Raw genomic sequence first — 19036 nt, 5'->3', positions numbered from 1 at the left:
CGGCGTCTGCGTCCTGGAAATCACTGACGCCGGCAAGCCGGACTGCTGAGGGCGAGGAGGGTCAACAACAGCCATTTCCTGCAACACATTCCCCCGTTTGAAGCCCCTTTCTTACAGTCTTCTCCCTTTCTTGTGCAGGACATTTCCTAGAAACTCTCAGCCGCTTGTGCATGGTGATTTCGCTCTCTACTCTGCGTCCGTCGCTGGAATCAGCGTCCGGGTTTAGCAGCCTGAAATTGTCATCCAAAGCCAGCAGAACCGCTTTATGGCGGCTTTGCGCGGGGCACGTTCGCGTGCGCTGGTTTTTTGGGCTTTTGGGACCAGTCTGCTAACCCGTGTCAAAGTCGCCACCTTCATTCGTTTAGCAGCGAAGCATTGGTGGCCTTATTAACCTAAAGGCCAAAAAATGCTCAAAATCACGCCAGACCCGCCCCACGCTTCCCTCGAAGAATCCCTCGTCCACGCATCCGACCTGTTGCGCTGCGCAACCGCCACCGCCTATGAAAGCGCCGACCACCTGAGCGGCAGCAAACGCGACCTGGCCTTCTCCGTCGTGCACCTGATAGACATGGCCAAAGCCGCCGTCGACCGCTCGCTAAACACCCTCCCACCCCGATAGCAACACGCTCCTATCCACTTAACACGTCTGAAAATACTTGGCGCCGTTGGTTGTGTCGGCGGCGCCTCCTGCATTTTCAGAAACGTCTGACAGACCTGCCAGCGAGTCTCCGTTACCTTTGTCGCCCTCCGCGTGCTTCAACCCCAGCCAGCTTCTGTAGGAAATCCCCACCCTTTTTCTCAGTCTTGTCTGATGGATTAGTTGGCTGTGGGCTCAGCCTGAGCATTTCAGCGGCGCTCACACTCATCACGATATTTATCTTGGCGGCTTTCAAAGCCGCTTTCGCAATGGATAGCCTCTATGACAACTCTCACACCTCGCATCAATAGCGCTACTCGACTGTATGAGCTGGAAGGTCCCGCACCCTTTGACCAAATGCTTGTCGAACGATGGACGGGGTTCGAGCAGCTGTCCAATCTGTTCCGATGGGACCTGCTGACGCTCAGTCCCGAACATGACATTGCGTTCGACAAAATGCTCGGCCAGACACTTCGCCTGCTAACGACGTTGGCCGACGGCAGCCGGTGTTCGCGAAGCGGTTTGGTCGTCAGTGTCCGCAATCAAAATTCCGACGGCGCGCTGACCCGGTATTACCTGGAACTCAGGCCGTGGCTGTGGGTGCTGGCCCAAGGTAGGAACAGCAGGGTGTTTCAGGACCTGTCGGTGCTGCAAATCGTCGAGCAGGTGTTTGCCGGGTATCCCGCCTACGCACACTGGCAGATCACAGGCGATGCCGAGCATTTGCTCACTCGGGTACGCCCACGCAGTTACTGCACTCAATATCGGGAAAGCGATCTGGATTTCGTCGAACGGCTGCTGGCTGAAGAAGGCTTGGGATATTGCTTTGTCGAACACGCACAGGCGCCAGCCGGGCACAGTCTGATCATCTTCGGAGACAGCACGCTGCTGCAAGAGGACTCGACTTCGGCCAGCGCCACGGGCCTGCGCTTCCACCGCGCCGCCAGCGCCGAGGAGCAGGACAGCGTACAAATGATGGGCCCGACTGTGCGCTCCGGCAGCACGCGTACCACCCTGCTCAGCAGCAATTACAAAACGCGTCAGGCCACCACGGCATCGCTCTCGCTCAGCACGGATGAGGGCCGGGAAAGTTACGACCCGGTGGGCAGCTACGCATTTCTCACCTCAGCGGAAGCCAGCCACTACGCGGTGCTGCACAAAGACGCGCACAACGTGGACCGGCGTTTCTGGAAGGGCCAGGGCACCGTTCGCAGTGCCCGCTGCGGCACGCGGTTTGAGGTGATCCAGGCGCCGTGGCTCAACCAAGGGCCCTACGCGCGGCAATCTGAATTTCTCTACACCGGCATTCTCGGCTGCGGCGTCAACAACCTGCCCGCGACCGTGCCGGTGCCGGAGGATCGGTGCCCTGACCTGCTGGGGCTGGATCGATTTGCCCGGCATGTGCTGGTGCGCGCGCAAGACCTGGGTTACGCCCAGCAATTCAGCGCGGTACCGCGCCTTACGCGCTGGCGTCCGACCTTGGCCAACGGCACCGGACAACGCCTCAACCCGGTACCCACGTCCCATGGCGCCCAAACCGCTATTGTCGTCGGCCCTGACGGCAGCACGACGCCGGGCAGCGGGGTGCCGCTGTATTGCGATGCGCGGGGCCGTGTGCGATTGCGCTTTCACTGGCAGGCCGAGGAAGATCGCGGCGCGTGCTGGGTACGCGTGGCCCAGGTGCTCACCGGCAACGGTCATGGTGCGCAGTTCCTGCCGCGCATCGGTCAGGAAGTGCTGGTGCAGTTCATGGACGGCGACATGGATCGACCGGTCATCGTCAAGTCGCTGTACAACGGCCGGGGCGACGCGGGTGTGCCGCCGACACCGGGCGGTCAACCGGGCAAGTCCGACCTCTCGGCCTACGGGCAAGCCCGCGATCACCGGCCCAGCGCCGAACTCAATCGCCGCGGCGGCAACAGCCCGGCGTGGCATGGTGGCGGGCCCGGCGAAGATCAGCATCGCAACCAGGCGGCGTTGTCCGGCATCAAGACCCGGGGCTTCGACGGCCAGGGTTACAACCAACTGGTGCTCGATGACAGCGACCAGCAAGGCCGTCTGCAGATGGCGACCACGCAGGCCCACAGTCAGCTCAACCTCGGCCACCTGATCCATCAGGCCGGCAACTACCGGGGCAGTTTTCGCGGTCTGGGGTTCGAGCTGCGCACCGATGCCTACGGCGCCATCCGTGCCCGACAAGGCCTGCTGTTGAGCACCTATGGCATTGACCCGCAGACCCCGGCCGGTGATGCGGTCGCCGCGCAAGCCCTGCTCGAACAACAACAGGCATTGGCCAGGCGTTTCGACCTTGCGGCGCAGATCCACCAGACCGTGCCGCTGAGCAGCGTACGCGGCGTCAACCTGCCGGACCACAGCGCATTGATTGCCGATCAAGCACCGCTCAAGGCGTTGTTCACCAGCCTGAGCACCACCGTGGCCAGCGACACGCTCAGCAACGGCCTTGCCGATGCCCCGCTGCGCGACAGCCACCCAGCCGAAGGCCGCGTTCCGCAGACCGGCGATGCCCTGCTCACCCTCAGCGCCCGCGACAGCCTGCTGCAAATCGCCGGACAAAGCCTGCACCACCACGCCGGCGAAACCATGACGCTTGGCAGCGGCCAGGACAGCAACTTCGCCATCGGCGAACAACTGCGCCTGCACAGCGGCCAGGCCATCGGCTACCTCGGCGGCGCGCAACAGGCCGACGACATCGGCCTCTCGCTGATCAGCGGTGCAGGCCCGCTCGACGTGCAGGCCCAACACGACGACATCAAGGTGCTTGCCCAGGGCGAACTCAAGCTGATGTCGCTCAATGCCGAAACCGAGCTGGCGGCGGGCAAGGCCATTTCAATCAAGGTCGATGGCGGCGCAAGCCTGACCATCGAGGGCGGCAACATCACCTTCGCCTGCCCGGGGACGATGACCTTGCATGCGGCTGAGCATCTGTTTGAGCCGGGGATAGCGGTGCCTTATGAGGTGCCGCAGTTTCCAGAAGGGATCTGCGTGGAGTGCATGCTCAAGGCCATGAATGGCGGCTCTGCTCTTTCCAGTAAAAATGCGTGAGGCCAGTCACCATGATCACACTACAACTTGAGACGCCCCTGCCTTACTGGGTCGATCCCTACCCGGAAAACGCTGCCCAATCACTGCTGGCCAACCTGCCCGCGCACACTTGCCACGCGTTGATCGACATGGCCTTCAAACCTGGCCTGCATGAACAGTGGGTTCAACACTTCCCTACGCTGGAAATGCACAGCCTGTTTGCCGGGAAGTTTGAAGGCGTTGGGCTGGCTGAACTCAGCCCCCACTTGCTGACCTTGCCCCAAGCGCCCGAGCAGCGCCGGCAAGTCATCGATTTTTTGCTGCATCACACACGCGGCACGCCGATGCTGAGCTTCGTCGCCAGCCCGCACGGTGGTCTGCTCAAACATCTGCAACAGCAACTCGACGCGCAGAATCCGGAGGGCGAAGGGTTTGTCATGCGCCTGGCCGACAGCCGAGCGCTGCACGCATTACTCCAGGTGCTTACCGCCGAGCAGCGCCAACGTCTGTTATTGCCGGGCATGCAGTGGTGGTACTGGAAAATGGACGGCGAACAGGTCCAGGTCGATAGTGACGCAGAGCCAACAGGCGAAGCCCAAACCGGGCCCTATCGGTTTAGCGATGAGCAAATCAGTCAGCTGATTGCATTGTCCCAACCAGGCAAGTGGCTGCGGGTGATCGAGCAACACCCACAACATTTTGGTCACCTCACAGGCACCCCTTCTCAGGTGTGTGAGTGTCTGCGTGAGGTATTGCAAAGAGAAGAGTCACGACAACTGCACGATGCCGAACTCTTGAATATTTTCAAAACCGCGCTGTTGCAGGCCGCTCTGGTAACTGTGGCTTCAAAGCATGGGACGCTGAATGAATAATCAACGCCTGGGCCGGATGATCTGGTGGCTGACGGCAACTACGTTAGTCATCACTGTACTGACACTCACCTTTTATAAACCAGAGCCCAAAGATGAAGGCCTAGGGCTGGGCATTTCAATTCTCAATTACGCAGATCAGCCATTAGGCGTTGTATATGTGAATGATATTTGGGCTGGCAACATGCCAAGTCACAGCGGTGGAAGTTCTCTCGCTGGAAGCGTGGGGCTACCCTCCAAATGGCGACCGGGGTTGAAAATTACCGTGCACTGGCAGGACGATGAGCTCTATAAAAAAGATCGTGACGCCTTGCATGTTACTGAAGTTTCGATCGAGCCCTATACCGGCGACTTTCCAAGCATTTTATTTCTCGCTTTTTTCCCGAATGGAAAAATAAAGGCTTATCCATCCAGCTATTTCCCACAACACCCGGATTTTCCGGACGACCTGGATCGTCCCGATACCATGTGCAAAGCCGACCCGGCCTGCAAAGCAAAGTTTTTTGACTAACGGAATTGACTATGATCAAACAACGCTTGGGCCGGATTATCTGGTGGCTGACAGCAGCGACATTAGTCATCACTGTACTGACACTCACCTTTTATAAACCAGAACCCAAAGATGAAGGCCTTGGGTTGGGCATTTCAATTCTCAATTATGCAGACCAGCCATTAGGCGTCGTATATGTGAATGACATCTGGGCCGGCGGAATGAAAAGTCACGGTGGAGGAAGCTCGCTTGCCGGAAGTGTGGGGCTGCCTTCAAAGTGGCGACCAGGCCTGACTATTACAGTGCACTGGCAGGATGACGAACTCTATCAAATGGACCCAACGGGTCTGCATGTGACAGAAGTGTCGATTGAGCCCTATACCGACGAATTTCCGAGCATCCTCTTCTTGGCCTTCTTTCTAGATGGAACGATAAAAGCTTTTCCAACCAGCTTTGGTCCTGGCCATCCTGATTTTGCAGGCGGGCTTCAGCGACCCGATGACGTATGCAAAGCTGATCCTGCTTGCAAAGCCCGCTTTTTTAAACTAAAGGAATAGATCATGACCAAACAACGCCTGGGCCGGATTGTCTGGTGGCTGACGACAAGTACACTATTAATGACTGTACTCACGCTCACGTTTTATAAGCCAACGCCGAAAGACGACGGACTGGGGTTAATCATTTCAATTCTCAACTATTCCGATGAACACATTGGAGTCGTTTACGTAAATGATATCTGGGCAGGCAGTATGCCCTACCATCGAGGAGGTAGTTCATTTGCTGGCAGCGTTGGTGTGCCTTCAAAATGGCGACCGGGGCTGACTATTACAGTACATTGGCGGGATGACGAACTCTACCAGCGAGACCCAACGGGTTTACATGTAGCTGAAGTTTCAATCGAGCCCTATACCGATGACTTCCCGAGCATCCTCTTCTTGGCTTTCTTTCCAGATGGTACGATAAAAGCCTTTCCAACCAGCTTTGGTCCTGGCCATCCTGATTTTGCAGGCGGGCTTCAGCGGCCAGATGACGTATGTAAAGCTGATCCTGTTTGCAAAGCCCGTTTCTTTTACTAAAGGAATAGATCATGCAACTTGAGAAAGTAGGAATTGATCCATTCGCATTAACACTCGATGAACAATGTCTTTGTCTGGCTGATAAATTCAATGCGATGGGAACATCCTGCACCACTGAGTTCCACCTGGGGTTTTTCTTCGATGGCACCAATAACAATCGTGAGCGGGACATCCCCAAACAAGCGCATAGCAATGTAGCTCGCCTTTACGACACTTATGAGGAAGCCAAAGAGCAGGCACGTATCTACGTACCCGGAGTAGGCACGCCATTTGAAAAAGAAACCAGCGACACCGGACGCGGATATCACGCCCGAGCCGGGCTTGGTGCAGGATGGGGTGGCGAGGCACGCATCAACTGGGCGCTGTTGCAGATCACTAATTATTTTTATCGGCGCCTCAAAGCCTCGACTGTCAGCTACAAAATGCGCACCAATGACCTTGATCTGGTCAAGCGTATGTCTACCGATATCAACCTGTCGGAACAGATTCTCAAGGCCACGGGCGCCGATGAAATCGAAGAGCTGAGCAATGCCACCACCCTTGGCACGCTGGGTTACATCCTTGACACCGCCTCGGTGGAACCTCGGCACAAGGTTCGTCGACAGGTACTCAAGGAGCGCCGGGATTTTGTGTCCAGAGAGCTCAAAGATGAGCTCGCCAAACGCAAACCCAAGCTACTCAAGATGCGCATCTCGGTATTCGGCTTTTCCCGAGGCGCGGCTGAAGCGCGGGTGTTCTGCAACTGGTTGAAAGACGCGCTGGACGATGACATGACCCTGGCGGGGGTACCGGTGAGCGTAGATTTCTTGGGCATTTTCGACACTGTGGCCTCGGTGGGGCTGGCGCAAAGCGCGATGTTCTTCAAGGGCCATGGCGGCTGGGGGCAGGAGCAATTTTTGCGCATCCCGGACTACGTCAAACAAACCCTGCACCTGGTCTCGGCCCATGAAGTGCGCGGCTCGTTCCCGTTGGACACGGTTGGTGAGCGGCGCAACTGCACCGAGTTGGTGTACCCCGGGGTGCATTCGGATGTCGGTGGCGGTTACCCGCCCGGCGAACAGGGTCGGGGATGTGATGAAGCCGGCAATCACGACGACAGCTCCAAGCTGTCGCAAATCCCGTTGGCGAAGATGTATCGCAGTGCTGTGGCTGCGGGTGTGCCGTTAAATATGGAAGGCCCGCACATCATTCCTGAAATAAAAAACGCACTGAAAATCTCCCCCACACTGCGCACCGCCTTCAACGACTACGTCGACCTGGTCAATGAGCTGACACCCGCGGGCGCCAGTACCACTGAAGCGGCGCGCACTCAATACGCTTTGTACCTGCGCTGGCGGCGTCTGCGGGTCAGCACCGACGACAATGCGCTGGAGCAGCAGCCTTTTTTCAGCAGGGCCGAGACCTTCAACCCGCAAGACGGCGAAGACCTGCGCAGGGCCAATGACGAATTGCGCGAAGAGATGCGCGACCTGCTGACACGTGAAAACGAATTCGCCTACTCCGACGGCTGGATGAAACGCACGCTGCTGGCGGCCATGCCGCTACGGGCTGCCTACTCAGCGTTTGAGCAAGCGATCTGGGGCGAAAAGGTCCGCCAATGGCGAGAGGTCAAACCCCATTGGCAACAGCCCGCCATTCTCGATCCCCGCGCCATCAAGATGTTCGACGATCATGTGCACGACTCACGCGCCTGGTTCAAACCCTTCGGCGCGACCAGCGAAGACGTCTGGAAATCCAACCAACGCGGGCGGATGCGGGAGCTGGAATCGCGACAGCAGCGGTGGGAGTCGCTGATGAACGAAGTCAAAAAAGACCCTCAAGGGGCTTTTCGCGCCTACCAGCCGATGGCGGATGGGCGCACGACCAAATACGCCCCGCTGCCCCTCAGCGACTCTGATCGCGAAGCCATCCTGCGCTACAGAAAAGACGGCAGCCTGCCCCTTGAGTCAACTGGCCGCGAAAGCAGCTCGATCTGGGGCTACCTGCGCTGGCGCACCCATTACGCTCCGGAGCCGACGTTGAGCGAACAGGCCGAGACGGCTTGGAATCAGGTCAAGGTGTACAGTGATGAGTATTTCCGCTCGATCATGACCGGTGTAGACAATGGCCAGCAAGGTCTGCTCGACGCGGCTGCCGAGTTGCTGCAAGACCCCGAGCAGTCGCTGGAAAAAAGCGTGGCGGATGAGTTGAAGCGCTGGCTTAGTCATGGATTGCCGAGGCTTTGAGATCCGACGCGCGCTGGAACGTCTGTACCGCGGCAGCAGGTGGTAACGCGAGCCTGATGACGATCGGTTAAACCGTTCTCCTGTAGGCGCGCGCTTACCCGCGACTGGGCTGGGTTAGACACCACAATAGTGACTGACCCGGCCCCATCGCGAGCAAGCTCACTCCTACAGCTTCTTCGGCATCTCGGATATTGATGTTCCACACCGCCCACCGTAGCAGCACGGCTTGCCGGCGGGGGCGTCCTCAAGATCGCTCCCGCGGGCAAGCCCGGCTGCTACGGGTATGCGAAGTCATGCAGCCCTTCTCCAAAACATATGAACCAACATTCGCACTGTTGATTGGATATGTTTTCTTACAGACTTTCGTCGAACTTTCTTCAAAACTCCAGGCATAGCCGCTAGTCTCCGGATCATCTGAACGCCGAATAACAAGCATCTCAACAAGAGCCGGCCATGACTGATCTGTCGCGTTTGCAGGGATTCGCAAATCACGCAGTCACTGCGTTGGAAGGACGTTTCTTCCGCCCACCCTTGCCCGAAGGCTATGTGCCCAGACCCCGGCTGTGCCAGCGCTTGAGCGCCGGTCTGTCCGGTCGCCTGTTGCTGGTCAGCGCGCCGGCCGGGTTCGGCAAGAGCTCGCTGGCGGTGGAGTTCTGTCAGAGCCTGCCCAGTCAGTGGCAAAGCCTCTGGCTGGGCCTGAGCCAGCGCGACAGCGATCCGGGGCGGTTTCTGGAACGGCTGCTTTGCGGCCTTCAGCAGTTTTTCCCGCAGTTGGGCAATCAGGCGCTGGGCCTGTTGAAGATGCGTCAGCGGCACCAGCCTTTCGCCTTCGAAGAATGGCTCGACGGCCTGCTGGACGAGCTGGCGATGCACCTGATGCTGAGCAAGCCGCTGTTGCTGGTGCTCGACGACTATCACCTGGTGCAGGGCCCCGTGCTGGATCGCTGCCTTCAATTCCTGCTCAATCACTTGCCGGCCGGCATGATCGTCATGGTCACCAGCCGCCAGCGTCCTGACTGGCATCTGGCGCGGCTGCGTCTTTCCCGGCAGTTGCTCGAGCTTTCCGAGCAGGACCTGCGCCTTACCCACGACGAATCACTGGCGGTCCTTGAGCAGCACAGCAGTTCACTGACCGAGGAAGCGTTGCACACACTGCTGCAACGCAGCGAGGGGTGGGTCGCGGGTTTGCGCTTCTGGCAACTGGCAGCCACTGAAGCCGGCAGCGATGCCTTGAATCACGGGTTCAACGGCGGAGAAGGGCTGATTCGGGAGTATCTGCTCGAAGAGGTCATCGATTGCCTGCCTGCCGATGTGCAGGCCTTCCTCTATGAAACGGCCTGTCTCGAAAAATTCTGCGCAGCCCTGTGCAATGCCGCCCGGGATACCCACGACAGCAGCGAAATGCTCGCTTTCCTGCAAGCGCATCAGGTGTTTCTGGTGCCGCTGGACGAAACCGGGCGCTGGTTTCGCTATCACCATCTTTTTTCCGACCTGCTGCGCGCCCGCGCTGGCAGTAACGTCGCGCCGCAGCAACGGCGCCTGCATCTGAATGCCTGCCGCTGGTTCAGTGAACAGGGCCTGCTGGATGAAGCCATCGAACAGGCCCTGCGCGCGGGCCATCTGGATGTGGCGGCCAACCTGGTACAAAACCTCTCCGAGGAGCAATTGCTCGCCGAGCAGAACGTCGGAATGCTGCTGCGCTGGAAGATGGACCTGCCCGACAGCCTGCTGGTCAGCACGCCGCGTCTGATCGTGCTGTACGCCTGGGCGCTGGGGCTGGCCTGCCAGCTGGATGCCGCCGAGGAACTGGGCAATCAACTGAGTCGCTTTCTACCGGCGCCTTCGGCCACCGCGCAGAAATCCATGCTGGCCCAATGGCTCGCGCTCAGCGGCATCATTGCCCGCGGGCGCGGCGACAGCGAAACGGCCCATCGCTATTGCAGCGAGGCGCTGGCGAGCCTTCCGCAGAAACGTTACGGACAGCGGCTGATGTGTCTGTCGACGCTGGCCAATCTGGCGATTGCCGAGGGCGACCTGTGGCGCGCCCGGGCACGAAATCGTGAAGCGCTCGAATTGGCCCAGCGGGTGGCCAATCCGCTATTCGAAGCGCTGGCGCATTACGATCGTGCGCGCACCTTGCAGGCTCGCGGCGAGGCGTTGCGCGCCCTGGAAGAGGTGCGTCAGGGCCTCAAGCGATTGAACGGACTGTCTTCGCAGCGCCTGTATGCCGTGCGTGCGCGTTTGACGCTGTACGAAGGCTACCTGCTCGCCCAGTGCCTGCAACCGGTGGCCGGACGCGAGCGCCTTGCCGCAGGCCTTGCCGAAGCCCGCGCCTGTCGTGACATCAGCGTGCTGATCGGGCACTGCGTGATCGCCGGGCTGGAAGGCCGGGAAGGGCGCTTTGCCGAGGCCTTCGCGGAGCTGGCCGAAGCCGAACGCCTGATGCACATCTGGGACGTGCCGCCAGTGTATTACCTGGCGATGATTACCCTGGCCAAATGCGAACTGTGGCTGACCCAGGGCCGCATCGACCTGGCCGACGCCTGGCTGCTGCGCCTGGGCCAGACCTACGGTGGCGAGCATCCTGCCGCAGCGCCCGAATGCCTGCCGCAGATGCCGCAGCACATCGAACTGCTGCGCGCCATGCTCGACCGGATCCAGGGCCGCACGGAACAATCAGCCCTGCGCCTGACACAGCTGCGAGACGACGCCTTGAAAACCGGCGCAGGTGTGCTCGCGCTGCATGCGTCGAGCCAGCACATCCTGCTGGCGCTGGACGCATCCGACCGCGCCCTCGCACAAAAACTGCTGGAACCTGCGCTACAGGCCGCCACCGGCGGAGCCATTCTGCCGCTGCTCGGTGTAATCCGCCAACACCCCGACTGGCTGCGCGAACAACTGCTCAAGCGCCCTGCGTGCCGACTGGTCAGCTACCTGCTCGACCAGCTTCCCCCAGGCACCGACAAAGACCTGCCCTGCGCGCGTGATCCCTCTGAACAGATCGCCTGCGCCGGCACAGACGCCCTGAGCGCACGGGAGCTGGGCGTGTTGCAACTCATCGCCCAGGGCTGCTCGAATCAGGAAATCAGCGACCGGCTGTTCATCTCCCTGCACACCGTCAAAACCCACGCCAGCCATATCAACAGCAAGCTTGGGGTCGAACGTCGGACCCAGGCGGTGGCGCGGGCGCAGGAGTTGGGGTTGTTGGGGTGAGATAAATCGGTATTAAAGTGCCGATTTCTTGAACGTAAGCGCTTTGGTCGGCATTAAATTGCCTTTTTGCTTCGTCTTGGCTATGGTCATAGGCATTAAATTGCCGAGTTGCGTTCATGCTGCTTACCTTACAGTTGTATGCCGACCATCGGTGGCGCGACAGGGGCAGGGGGCGAGGCGCCGAAGCTGTTGCTCGCTGAGGATGCAGGCGGTTTTTTGCACCCCGATGCCACCCTCGCAGACAATCTGGTCCGTCAGCACTGGTTCGTCAAATTCTCGCGTAACAAAGGCAATGAGACAGATCGAACCATCCTCAGAAGCGAGTTCTGTTATTACCAGGCACTGGAGCGTATCGGGGTCAACACCGTGTCGTGCGATGGCATGACGCTGGAGGAGTCCGCCAAGCCCAGCCTGTGGATGAAGCGTTTTGATCGCACGGTGAGCGAGGACGGGGTGAGCCGGCAGGCCGTAGAGTCAGTGTATTCCCTGGCACAGATCACCCGCCCGGGCAGCTACATGTCCCATGTAGATGTCGTGAAAGTACTTGCCCAGGCTTGGGAGGCCAATGGGCAGCGGGATGAGATTCCCGAACTGATCGCCGAGTATCTTCGCCGGGATCTGATCAACCAGATTCTGGGCAACAGCGACAATCATGGCCGCAACACCTCCATCGTACGTGACCCACAGCGTCTGGCCTTATCGCCCATCTATGACTTGGCGCCCATGGTCATGGACGAAGAGGGAATAACCCGCACGACCAAGTGGCCTGATCCGGTGGAGCGTGCAGGTGAAGTGGACTGGATGGCAGCTTGCAGGTCGCTCGCCGTGTGGGGCGACAGCGATCAGTGGTTCGAGGGACTCAGGGACGACGCCCGCCGCTTTCTTGCCTTGCCTGATCTATTGAGCGAAGCAGGGTTGCCGCACATGACCTTCAAGCATCCGCGCATCGCTTTGTCTCGTCTGGATGCGACGCTGAAAGCATGGGGCCTGCTATGACGAATGAACTACGCCAGCGCGGCATCATCCTGGATGAGTTGCGCACGCAACTGGCGGAGGGAACGATCAGCATCGGAGCCGCCGTCAAGCGGCTGCGCAGCGAGATCACCGGATTACGTCAGGAGCAGTTTGCCGATATGTGCAAGATTTCGTTGCGCACCCTGCGGCAGATCGAACAGGACGAAGGCAATCCCACCATCAATACGCTTAACGCGGTCTTCAAGCCGTTCGGGATGCGTGTAGGCATCGTTCCTACGCGGCGCTGATATGCAATTGCCCTGGCAGGCAACGCCTCACCCAGGCGCGCCTGCCCACAGGGTCTCCACATCCCTGACGCCCCAATCCTGGGCGAGTTCGTATTTGACGATCATGTCCTGTCCCAGCGAGAGGTTGATGACCTCATGGGGGACGGAGAGGCCGGTTCGTGTCGACATGAAGACTTTCACTTTCGGATGCAGCAGCGATTTCTCGCCTTGCTCAAGCACGACGCCCAGCCGCTCGCTCCTGAGGCGTACCAGGGCGCCGATCGGGTAGATCCCCACGGTTTTGACGAAGTGCTGAAATATCTGCTCATCGAAATGCCCTTTCCATGAGGCCATCTCGCGAATCGATTGCGCGCCGTCCCAACCCTTTTTATAGGGCCGTTCCGAGGTGACGGCGTCGTACACGTCGCAGATCGCGCCCATCCTGGCGAACAGGCTGATGTCATCGCCCTTCAGGCCGTGCGGATAACCCGTGCCGTCGATTTTCTCGTGGTGGTGCAGGCAGACGTCCATGACCGCTTGAGTCACCTGCTCGGTGCTCCGAAGAATCTCGAATCCGGCCTGGGGATGAATCTTCATGGCCTCATATTCATCCAGCGTCAGGCTGCCCGGCTTGTTGAGGATGGCCTGGGGGATGGTCATCTTGCCGACGTCGTGCATCAGCCCTGCAACCCCTGCCTCGCGCACCTGTTCTTCGCTCAGGTTCATCTGCCGGGCGAGGGCGACCATCAGCGCGCAGACCGCCACTGAATGCATATAGGTGTATTCGTCGGAGGTCTTAAGGCGCGAAAGGCTGATCAACGCGTGGGGGTGGCGCATGATCGAGGTCGAGATTTCTTCGACCAATAAATCGACGTCCTCGGTGTTCATCGAGCGCCCCATGCGCGCATCGCTGAACATGGTCATGACCGCCGCTTTGGCCCGCCCGCAAATCAGCCTGGCGCGGGCCAGTTCCTTGTCCATGGAGGCAGGCGCGGTGTCGGTCTCGCGGATGAGGGGCGCAGCGATGCGTTCACAGGGCGTCGAGCCATCGGGGCTCCTGCCGCGTCCTATGTCGATCCATACCTCGCGGGTCGAGGCCTGGATACGACGCAACACCGCTTCATCGCGAAGTTCGCGTTCGATATGTTCAGTCCAGAAGGGATCGTTGATCCGTGGGCGACAGAACTCATGGATATACATGCCCAGAGTGAGATCGGATACGGCGATTTTTCTCAGCATAAGACAACTCTTTAACGCTCAGGTCCGGGCTTTCCTGCAAGGGCATCGAGTTGTTTGCTTTTCTCTCGAGCGCCAGCCAATCCGATGGTTGCGCAGTGCCAGTATACGAGCGGGTCTTTGAAGAAATCATTAAGGAAAAGTGTGGCCCACTCGCAGGGATTTTGCTTTTTGTGTGCAAACAATGAGTTACCGATCACAGACCGGTTGTCGAAGAGGTCGGCCACGGAAAAACAGCGCCCGAGCGGACTGTCAGAACGGTGGTCTATGCCGTTACCGCACAATTGGATCTTTTCATCCAGATGCGGCCAACCGTACTTTCCGCGCTTTCGCCCGCATTGGCGGGGCAGGGGGATGGCATGGGTCTGATGTGGTGGAAAGAGGCCGCTGTGCCTCAGGTGGAATCGGCGTCAACGGGCCGAAGCGGCCCGACGGCTGAGCAGCTGCAGGCTTCGATTGTCGAGCTGCGTGAGGCGAAAAAAGACGACCTGCGCCAGCGCGACTTCTATCGGGGCCTTTCTGAGAATCTACTTACGTGTGGCAATTCTCTTTCCCACGTCAGCGAGTCCTTTTCCTCCCTCAACCAGCAACTCAAGACCAACCATCAGCGCGCTGATAACGTTGCCCGCTCGGCCATCGACAATCGCGAGCAGATCAGCCACCTGCAGGAGCAGTCGCGGGTGATGGAAGCGGGTGTCGATGCACTGGAAACCGTGATCAACCATCTGGTGGGTCGTGCGGGTGAAATTGACCGCATCGTCGACCTCATCAGTGACATCGCCCGCCAGACCAACCTGTTGGCCCTCAATGCCGCCATCGAGGCGGCGAGAGCCGGTGAGTCAGGCCGTGGCTTCGCCGTGGTTGCAGGAGAAGTCCGTCACCTGGCTGAGAAAACCGCCCAGGCCACGCAGGAAATCGTCAAGGAAACCTCGGCCATCCAGCAGGACATCCGGGTTGCCAAACAGGCCATTTCCGAACAGAGCCAGGCATCCGGTGCATTCTCCGTGGTCATCGACAAGACCGCCCAGGCCATGGCCGGCATGTATGACGAAGCCCAGACCATGCAGCGGGAAATCGACCAGTCGCACCTGCTCTCGAAGATCGAACTGGCCAACATGGAAGAACTCACCCTCAAGGTCGCCGTCTACGACCGCCTGCTCAACCCGCGCCCCGAACCTCTTGTCCTGCCCGACGAGACCGAATGCCTGTTCGGCAAGTGGTACTACGAACAGCAAGACCCCAACCAGCAACGCAGCGCCGAATTCCGCCGCCTGGAAATCCCCCACCAACTGGTGCACACCAGCGGCCAGGCCGCCATCGATGCCCATGCACAGGGCGAGCTGGAAAAAACGCTGGAGCACGTCGCGAAGATGGAGGCCGCGAACGTCACGGTGATGCAGGCTGTGAAGGGGTTGTTGAAAGGCAGGAGAATGGGGCTGGGCTGAAAAGTGTGGAGTCCAAAAAAATGTAACGGGACAAGTGTGTGTGTTGCCTACGCCTAGGGCTGACGCTTAACATACATCCCAACACGGCCCCCGCCTCTTGGCTCTTCATTGAGCTTACGCGGGGGTTTTTATTTGCCTGTAGAAAAGTGTTCGGACCACCAAGCCCCCCACTCGGGCGGCGCACCTGAGTCTGCGAGGGAGAGCTTTCGGCTGGAGTGTTGCAGCGGGAAGCGGTCGAGGTGCTGCTTAAGGTACTGATGCCACGTAGAGTGAGGTGCAACGTGCTTAACCATGTGCAGGACGATGGCCAATAGCAGTCTTCCTTGGATCGCTTGAGCAGTGCGCTGTATTTCTGCTGCCATGCTTCAAAGGCAGTTTTGCCTGTGGATCTTGAGAGCCGAGCCGCAAATGACGGGTGTAGCGCTGCCGGATTCAGATGGGCGAGCGGTTTTCTGGCGCCCAGCCGGTAAGCGATATCGACGCGCAGGGCAATTTCAATGGACTCCAGTGCGTCCATGAGGATCAGGCGAAGCTGCTTATCGAAGTGGTACAGATTCACTGCATCGTTGAACTGCGTTCCAGGTTCGAACAGATCCGTTTTAACGTAGCCAAGTTGCTCCCTGCCCGACTCCCGCGTGAGCTCGAAAGATCTGAATGGATACCAGTAGCCGCTGAGCCGGTAGTAACCAATATGCTCCAACTGATGGAGTGCCCACCTCTCGTCACTAATGTTCATGCCGCGGCGTTTGAGCAGATCCAGCTGATCAACGAATGATTTCCAGGGTCGTTGATATGCTCCCGGGGAGAGCTGCGAATTGGGATCGGGTTCTTGCTGTTGCATCGTGAAAGGACGCCCTGTCGAGAAAGGGCAATTTACATCGCCGACAATGGTGGCAGACGTAGGAGATCTCCGTATTTGCCTGCAGATTTGGCATCTAATACAGTCCGCGAATGCGTCACGATGCTTCACTGCACTCACAGGAACAATCATGCCCCCCAACACCCTCATCCGCGAAACCTTCCCCGTCGGCCCGTTGCAGTGCAACTGCACGATCATCGGCGATCCGATCACCAACCAGGCCATCGTCGTTGATCCGGGCGGCAATCATGAGTTGATTCTCGCCAGGCTCGAGGCCCATGGGCTCAAGGTCGTGAGCATCATTCACACCCATGCGCACCTGGATCATTTCTTGGCGTCGGGGCAGTTGAAGGAGAAGACCGGCGCGACCTTGCACCTGCATAAAGAGGATCAGTTCCTGTGGGATAACCTCGAAACCCAGTGTCAGGTGTTTCGTGTGCCGTATGTTCCTGTGCCGCCGCCGGATCGCTGGCTGGAGCACGAAGAGCAGCTGGCCTGCGGTTGCGGGGTGGCGTTGCACACGCCGGGGCATACGCCGGGGTCGATGAGTTTCTGGTTCGAGGACGCGGGGCTGTTGATTGCCGGGGATACCCTGTTCAAACGCGGCGTGGGGCGCACCGATTTGTGGGGTGGCGATGAGGCGACCATCGTGCGTTCGATCAAGGAGCGGCTGTATACCCTTGATGAAGACGCGACGGTTGTCGCAGGGCACGGCCCTGATACGCGGCTTGGCGATGAGATGCGCGAGAACCCTTTCGTCAGGGCGTGAAACTGTTCAGGTCGGGTTAAGGAATTTTTGACCGCCTCCGTGCTCTAATCGCGCACATGGCCCGGCCTTTGGCCGCTATGCCAAAGAAAAGCAAAACAGGAGCTCTCCTTGATGTTCACTTCCCGCCGTTTGATCATCGCTGCCACCGCACTTGCCATGCTGTCTGGTTGCGCATCGCAGAATCCATATGACAATCAGGGGCAGGCACAGAATTCCGGCGGCATGAGCAAGACCGCCAAATACGGTGGCCTCGGCGCACTGGCCGGTGCTGTCGCCGGCGCTGCCATCGACCACAATAACCGTGGCAAGGGTGCACTGATCGGTGCTGCTGTCGTGGGTGCCGCTTCGGCCGGTTATGGCTACTACGCTGACAAACAGGAAGCCGCACTGCGCGCGAGCATGGCCAACACTGGCGTTCAGGTGCAGCGTGAAGGCGACAACATCAAACTGGTAATGCCAGGCAACATCACCTTTGCCACCGACTCGTCGGCCATTGCCAGCAGCTTCTACTCGCCGCTGAACAACCTTGCCGGTTCGCTCAAGCAGTACAACCAGAACGTGATCGAGATCGTCGGCTACACCGACAGCACCGGCAGCCGCCAGCACAACATGGACCTGTCCCAGCAGCGCGCCCAGAGCGTGGCGACTTACCTCACGTCCCAGGGTGTGGATGCTTCCCACCTGTCGGTACGCGGTGCAGGCCCGGACTCTCCGATTGCCAGCAACGCCGACGTCAATGGCCGTGCGCAGAACCGTCGTGTCGAGGTCAACCTCAAGCCGATTCCTGGCCAGCAGTACCAGCAGCAGTAATCAGCTGCTTGTCACAAGAACCCCGGCCTGTGCCGGGGTTTTTTATTGGGCGCATGAAACCTGTAGGAGTGAGCTTGCTCGCGATAGCGGTTCGTCGGTGACAAATGCGCTGACTGACGCGACGCAATCGCGAGCAAGCTCACTCCTACAGGGCCGTATCAAGGCTTAAGCCGAATACCGCTCATGCATCTGCCCCAGCAACGCGTCCTTTTCTTCCCACAGCTGGTTGATCCACTGCTGGAATTCAAGGCGATAGGCTTCGTCCTGGTCGTAGCTCTTGCCGATGAACTGCGCAGGGATCTGCACCTCTTCAAAGTGCGCAACCACCTGACGAACCCTGCCGCACAACAGGTCCCAATAACCGGGCTGCCCGGACGGGTAATGAATGGTCACGTTGACCAGTGATTGCAGTTGTTCACCCATGGCGTCGAGCACGAATGCGATGCCGCCGGCCTTGGGCTTGAGCAGGTAGCGGAATGGCGAGCCCTGCTGGGCGTGCTTGGCCTGGGTGAAACGCGTGCCTTCGGCGAAGTTGAAGATGCCCACCGGGTTGTTGCGAAACTTGGCGCAGGTGCGGCGGGTGGTTTCCAGGTCCTTGCCTTTCTTTTCCGGATGTTTCGCCAGATAAGCTTTGCTGTAACGCTTCATGAACGGAAAGCCCAACGCCCACCAGGCGAGGCCGATCACCGGGACCCAGATCAGCTCCTGCTTGAGAAAGAACTTGAGCGGGCGAATGCGCCGATTGAGCACGTACTGCAGCACCATGATGTCGACCCAGCTCTGGTGGTTGCTGGTCACCAGGTACGAGTGCTGATAATCCAGGCGCTCCAGCCCGCTCAGGTGCCAGCGGGTGCGGCCCAGCAGATTGATCCACGCATTGTTGTTGCCGACCCAGGCTTCATGGATGTGGCTCATGAGCCAGTCGGTGACTTTTTGTGCGGCGGGGAAGGGCAGGCACAGTTTGAAGATCGCGACGATGAACAGTGGCGTGCAGCAGACAATCGTGTTGAGCGCCAACAGCAGCGAGGCGATGACGCCGCGCAAGGGGGCGGGCAAGAAATCCATGATGGATCGAACTCCAGAGGCAAGGCGGCCGCCGGTGAGTTCCCGGCGGCGTTATTGTG

The 19036-nt window shown here is 59.2% G+C and carries 15 protein-coding genes and 2 pseudogenes; 14 read left to right on the top strand and 3 right to left on the bottom strand.

The window, feature by feature from the left end:
* Positions 1-406: 406 nt before the first annotated feature.
* The 10 genes and pseudogenes from NPS29_RS11570 to NPS29_RS11525 all read left to right on the top strand — a co-directional run bounded on the left by NPS29_RS11570 (position 407) and on the right by NPS29_RS11525 (position 12814).
* Entirely contained in the window at positions 407-619 is a 213-nt protein-coding gene (locus tag NPS29_RS11570; protein ID WP_274132674.1) for a DUF6124 family protein, read from the top strand.
* A gap of 300 nt (positions 620-919) precedes the next feature.
* Positions 920-3700, top strand: coding sequence for a type VI secretion system Vgr family protein (locus tag NPS29_RS11565; protein WP_274132673.1), 2781 nt, complete (start codon positions 920-922; stop codon positions 3698-3700).
* Positions 3701-3711: 11 nt separating this feature from the next.
* On the top strand, positions 3712-4551 hold the full coding sequence (locus tag NPS29_RS11560) for a DUF4123 domain-containing protein (protein WP_274132672.1): 840 nt from the start codon (positions 3712-3714) through the stop codon (positions 4549-4551).
* Positions 4544-5059, top strand: a complete 516-nt coding sequence (locus NPS29_RS11555; protein WP_274132671.1) for a DUF3304 domain-containing protein — start codon at positions 4544-4546, stop codon at positions 5057-5059. Before NPS29_RS11560 ends, NPS29_RS11555 begins: the two co-directional genes overlap by 8 nt.
* A gap of 11 nt (positions 5060-5070) precedes the next feature.
* Positions 5071-5595: a DUF3304 domain-containing protein gene (locus NPS29_RS11550; protein ID WP_274132670.1), complete on the top strand. Its 525-nt coding sequence runs from the start codon at positions 5071-5073 to the stop codon at positions 5593-5595.
* A 3-nt stretch (positions 5596-5598) separates the two neighbouring features.
* The gene (locus NPS29_RS11545; protein WP_274132669.1) at positions 5599-6114 is read left to right on the top strand and encodes a DUF3304 domain-containing protein; all 516 of its coding nucleotides are present in this window, start codon (positions 5599-5601) and stop codon (positions 6112-6114) included.
* A gap of 11 nt (positions 6115-6125) precedes the next feature.
* Positions 6126-8339 carry a T6SS phospholipase effector Tle1-like catalytic domain-containing protein gene (locus NPS29_RS11540; RefSeq protein ID WP_274132668.1) on the top strand — a complete coding sequence of 738 codons (2214 nt, stop codon included), beginning with the start codon at positions 6126-6128 and terminating at the stop codon, positions 8337-8339.
* Between the two features lie 453 nt (positions 8340-8792).
* Positions 8793-11552: a LuxR C-terminal-related transcriptional regulator gene (locus tag NPS29_RS11535; protein ID WP_274132667.1), complete on the top strand. Its 2760-nt coding sequence runs from the start codon at positions 8793-8795 to the stop codon at positions 11550-11552.
* 147 nt (positions 11553-11699) lie between these two features.
* Positions 11700-12548: pseudogene (locus tag NPS29_RS11530) on the top strand (HipA domain-containing protein); the annotation flags it as partial.
* Positions 12545-12814: a helix-turn-helix domain-containing protein gene (locus NPS29_RS11525; protein WP_274132666.1), complete on the top strand. Its 270-nt coding sequence runs from the start codon at positions 12545-12547 to the stop codon at positions 12812-12814. The pseudogene NPS29_RS11530 and the gene NPS29_RS11525, both read left to right, overlap by 4 nt.
* Positions 12815-12841: 27 nt before the next feature.
* Here the strand turns inward: NPS29_RS11525 and NPS29_RS11520 are convergent, their stop codons facing one another.
* A complete protein-coding gene (locus tag NPS29_RS11520) occupies positions 12842-14032 on the bottom strand; it encodes an HD-GYP domain-containing protein (RefSeq protein ID WP_274132665.1) in 1191 nt (396 codons plus the stop codon).
* 299 nt (positions 14033-14331) lie between these two features.
* Here NPS29_RS11520 and NPS29_RS28875 point away from each other — a divergent pair.
* A pseudogene (locus tag NPS29_RS28875) lies at positions 14332-15051 on the top strand (methyl-accepting chemotaxis protein); the annotation flags it as partial.
* 9 nt (positions 15052-15060) lie between these two features.
* Positions 15061-15474 carry a CZB domain-containing protein gene (locus NPS29_RS28870; protein WP_400605209.1) on the top strand — a complete coding sequence of 138 codons (414 nt, stop codon included), beginning with the start codon at positions 15061-15063 and terminating at the stop codon, positions 15472-15474.
* Here the strand turns inward: NPS29_RS28870 and NPS29_RS28865 are convergent.
* Positions 15416-16210 carry an Abi family protein gene (locus NPS29_RS28865; RefSeq protein ID WP_425312493.1) on the bottom strand — a complete coding sequence of 265 codons (795 nt, stop codon included), beginning with the start codon at positions 16208-16210 and terminating at the stop codon, positions 15416-15418. The two genes, NPS29_RS28870 and NPS29_RS28865, sit on opposite strands and share 59 nt — an antisense overlap.
* 253 nt (positions 16211-16463) lie before the next feature.
* Between NPS29_RS28865 and NPS29_RS11505 the strand changes: the two genes are divergently transcribed.
* Together NPS29_RS11505 and NPS29_RS11500 are read left to right on the top strand one after the other, a co-directional pair.
* Positions 16464-17102 carry an MBL fold metallo-hydrolase gene (locus NPS29_RS11505; protein ID WP_274132662.1) on the top strand — a complete coding sequence of 213 codons (639 nt, stop codon included), beginning with the start codon at positions 16464-16466 and terminating at the stop codon, positions 17100-17102.
* Between the two features lie 111 nt (positions 17103-17213).
* A complete protein-coding gene (locus NPS29_RS11500; RefSeq protein WP_274132661.1) occupies positions 17214-17912 on the top strand; it encodes an OmpA family protein in 699 nt (232 codons plus the stop codon).
* A 165-nt stretch (positions 17913-18077) separates the two neighbouring features.
* Here the strand turns inward: NPS29_RS11500 and NPS29_RS11495 are convergent, their stop codons facing one another.
* Positions 18078-18977 carry an acyltransferase gene (locus NPS29_RS11495; RefSeq protein WP_274132660.1) on the bottom strand — a complete coding sequence of 300 codons (900 nt, stop codon included), beginning with the start codon at positions 18975-18977 and terminating at the stop codon, positions 18078-18080.
* Between the last annotated feature and the right edge of the window lie 59 nt (positions 18978-19036).

It is taken from the genome of Pseudomonas putida (assembly GCF_028682175.1).
Classification (GTDB): Bacteria; Pseudomonadota; Gammaproteobacteria; order Pseudomonadales; family Pseudomonadaceae; genus Aquipseudomonas; species Aquipseudomonas putida_AD.
The sequence above is the reverse complement of the archived record's forward strand: the minus strand, read 5'-3'. Positions and strand labels throughout refer to the sequence as shown.

What these genes read in the sequence shown, in the direction of transcription:
- NPS29_RS11565 (WP_274132673.1), top strand. Translation starts at nt 920, where the DNA reads ATGACAACTCTCACACCTCGCATCAATAGCGCTACTCGACTGTATGAG.
- NPS29_RS11535 (WP_274132667.1), top strand. Translation starts at nt 8,793, where the DNA reads ATGACTGATCTGTCGCGTTTGCAGGGATTCGCAAATCACGCAGTCACT.
- NPS29_RS28865 (WP_425312493.1), bottom strand. Translation starts at nt 16,210, where the DNA reads ATGAACATTAGTGACGAGAGGTGGGCACTCCATCAGTTGGAGCATATT.
- NPS29_RS11555 (WP_274132671.1), top strand. Translation starts at nt 4,544, where the DNA reads ATGAATAATCAACGCCTGGGCCGGATGATCTGGTGGCTGACGGCAACT.
- NPS29_RS11495 (WP_274132660.1), bottom strand. Translation starts at nt 18,977, where the DNA reads ATGGATTTCTTGCCCGCCCCCTTGCGCGGCGTCATCGCCTCGCTGCTG.
- NPS29_RS11520 (WP_274132665.1), bottom strand. Translation starts at nt 14,032, where the DNA reads ATGCTGAGAAAAATCGCCGTATCCGATCTCACTCTGGGCATGTATATC.
- NPS29_RS11545 (WP_274132669.1), top strand. Translation starts at nt 5,599, where the DNA reads ATGACCAAACAACGCCTGGGCCGGATTGTCTGGTGGCTGACGACAAGT.
- NPS29_RS28870 (WP_400605209.1), top strand. Translation starts at nt 15,061, where the DNA reads ATGGCCGGCATGTATGACGAAGCCCAGACCATGCAGCGGGAAATCGAC.
- NPS29_RS11570 (WP_274132674.1), top strand. Translation starts at nt 407, where the DNA reads ATGCTCAAAATCACGCCAGACCCGCCCCACGCTTCCCTCGAAGAATCC.
- NPS29_RS11560 (WP_274132672.1), top strand. Translation starts at nt 3,712, where the DNA reads ATGATCACACTACAACTTGAGACGCCCCTGCCTTACTGGGTCGATCCC.
- NPS29_RS11525 (WP_274132666.1), top strand. Translation starts at nt 12,545, where the DNA reads ATGACGAATGAACTACGCCAGCGCGGCATCATCCTGGATGAGTTGCGC.
- NPS29_RS11500 (WP_274132661.1), top strand. Translation starts at nt 17,214, where the DNA reads ATGTTCACTTCCCGCCGTTTGATCATCGCTGCCACCGCACTTGCCATG.
- NPS29_RS11550 (WP_274132670.1), top strand. Translation starts at nt 5,071, where the DNA reads ATGATCAAACAACGCTTGGGCCGGATTATCTGGTGGCTGACAGCAGCG.
- NPS29_RS11505 (WP_274132662.1), top strand. Translation starts at nt 16,464, where the DNA reads ATGCCCCCCAACACCCTCATCCGCGAAACCTTCCCCGTCGGCCCGTTG.
- NPS29_RS11540 (WP_274132668.1), top strand. Translation starts at nt 6,126, where the DNA reads ATGCAACTTGAGAAAGTAGGAATTGATCCATTCGCATTAACACTCGAT.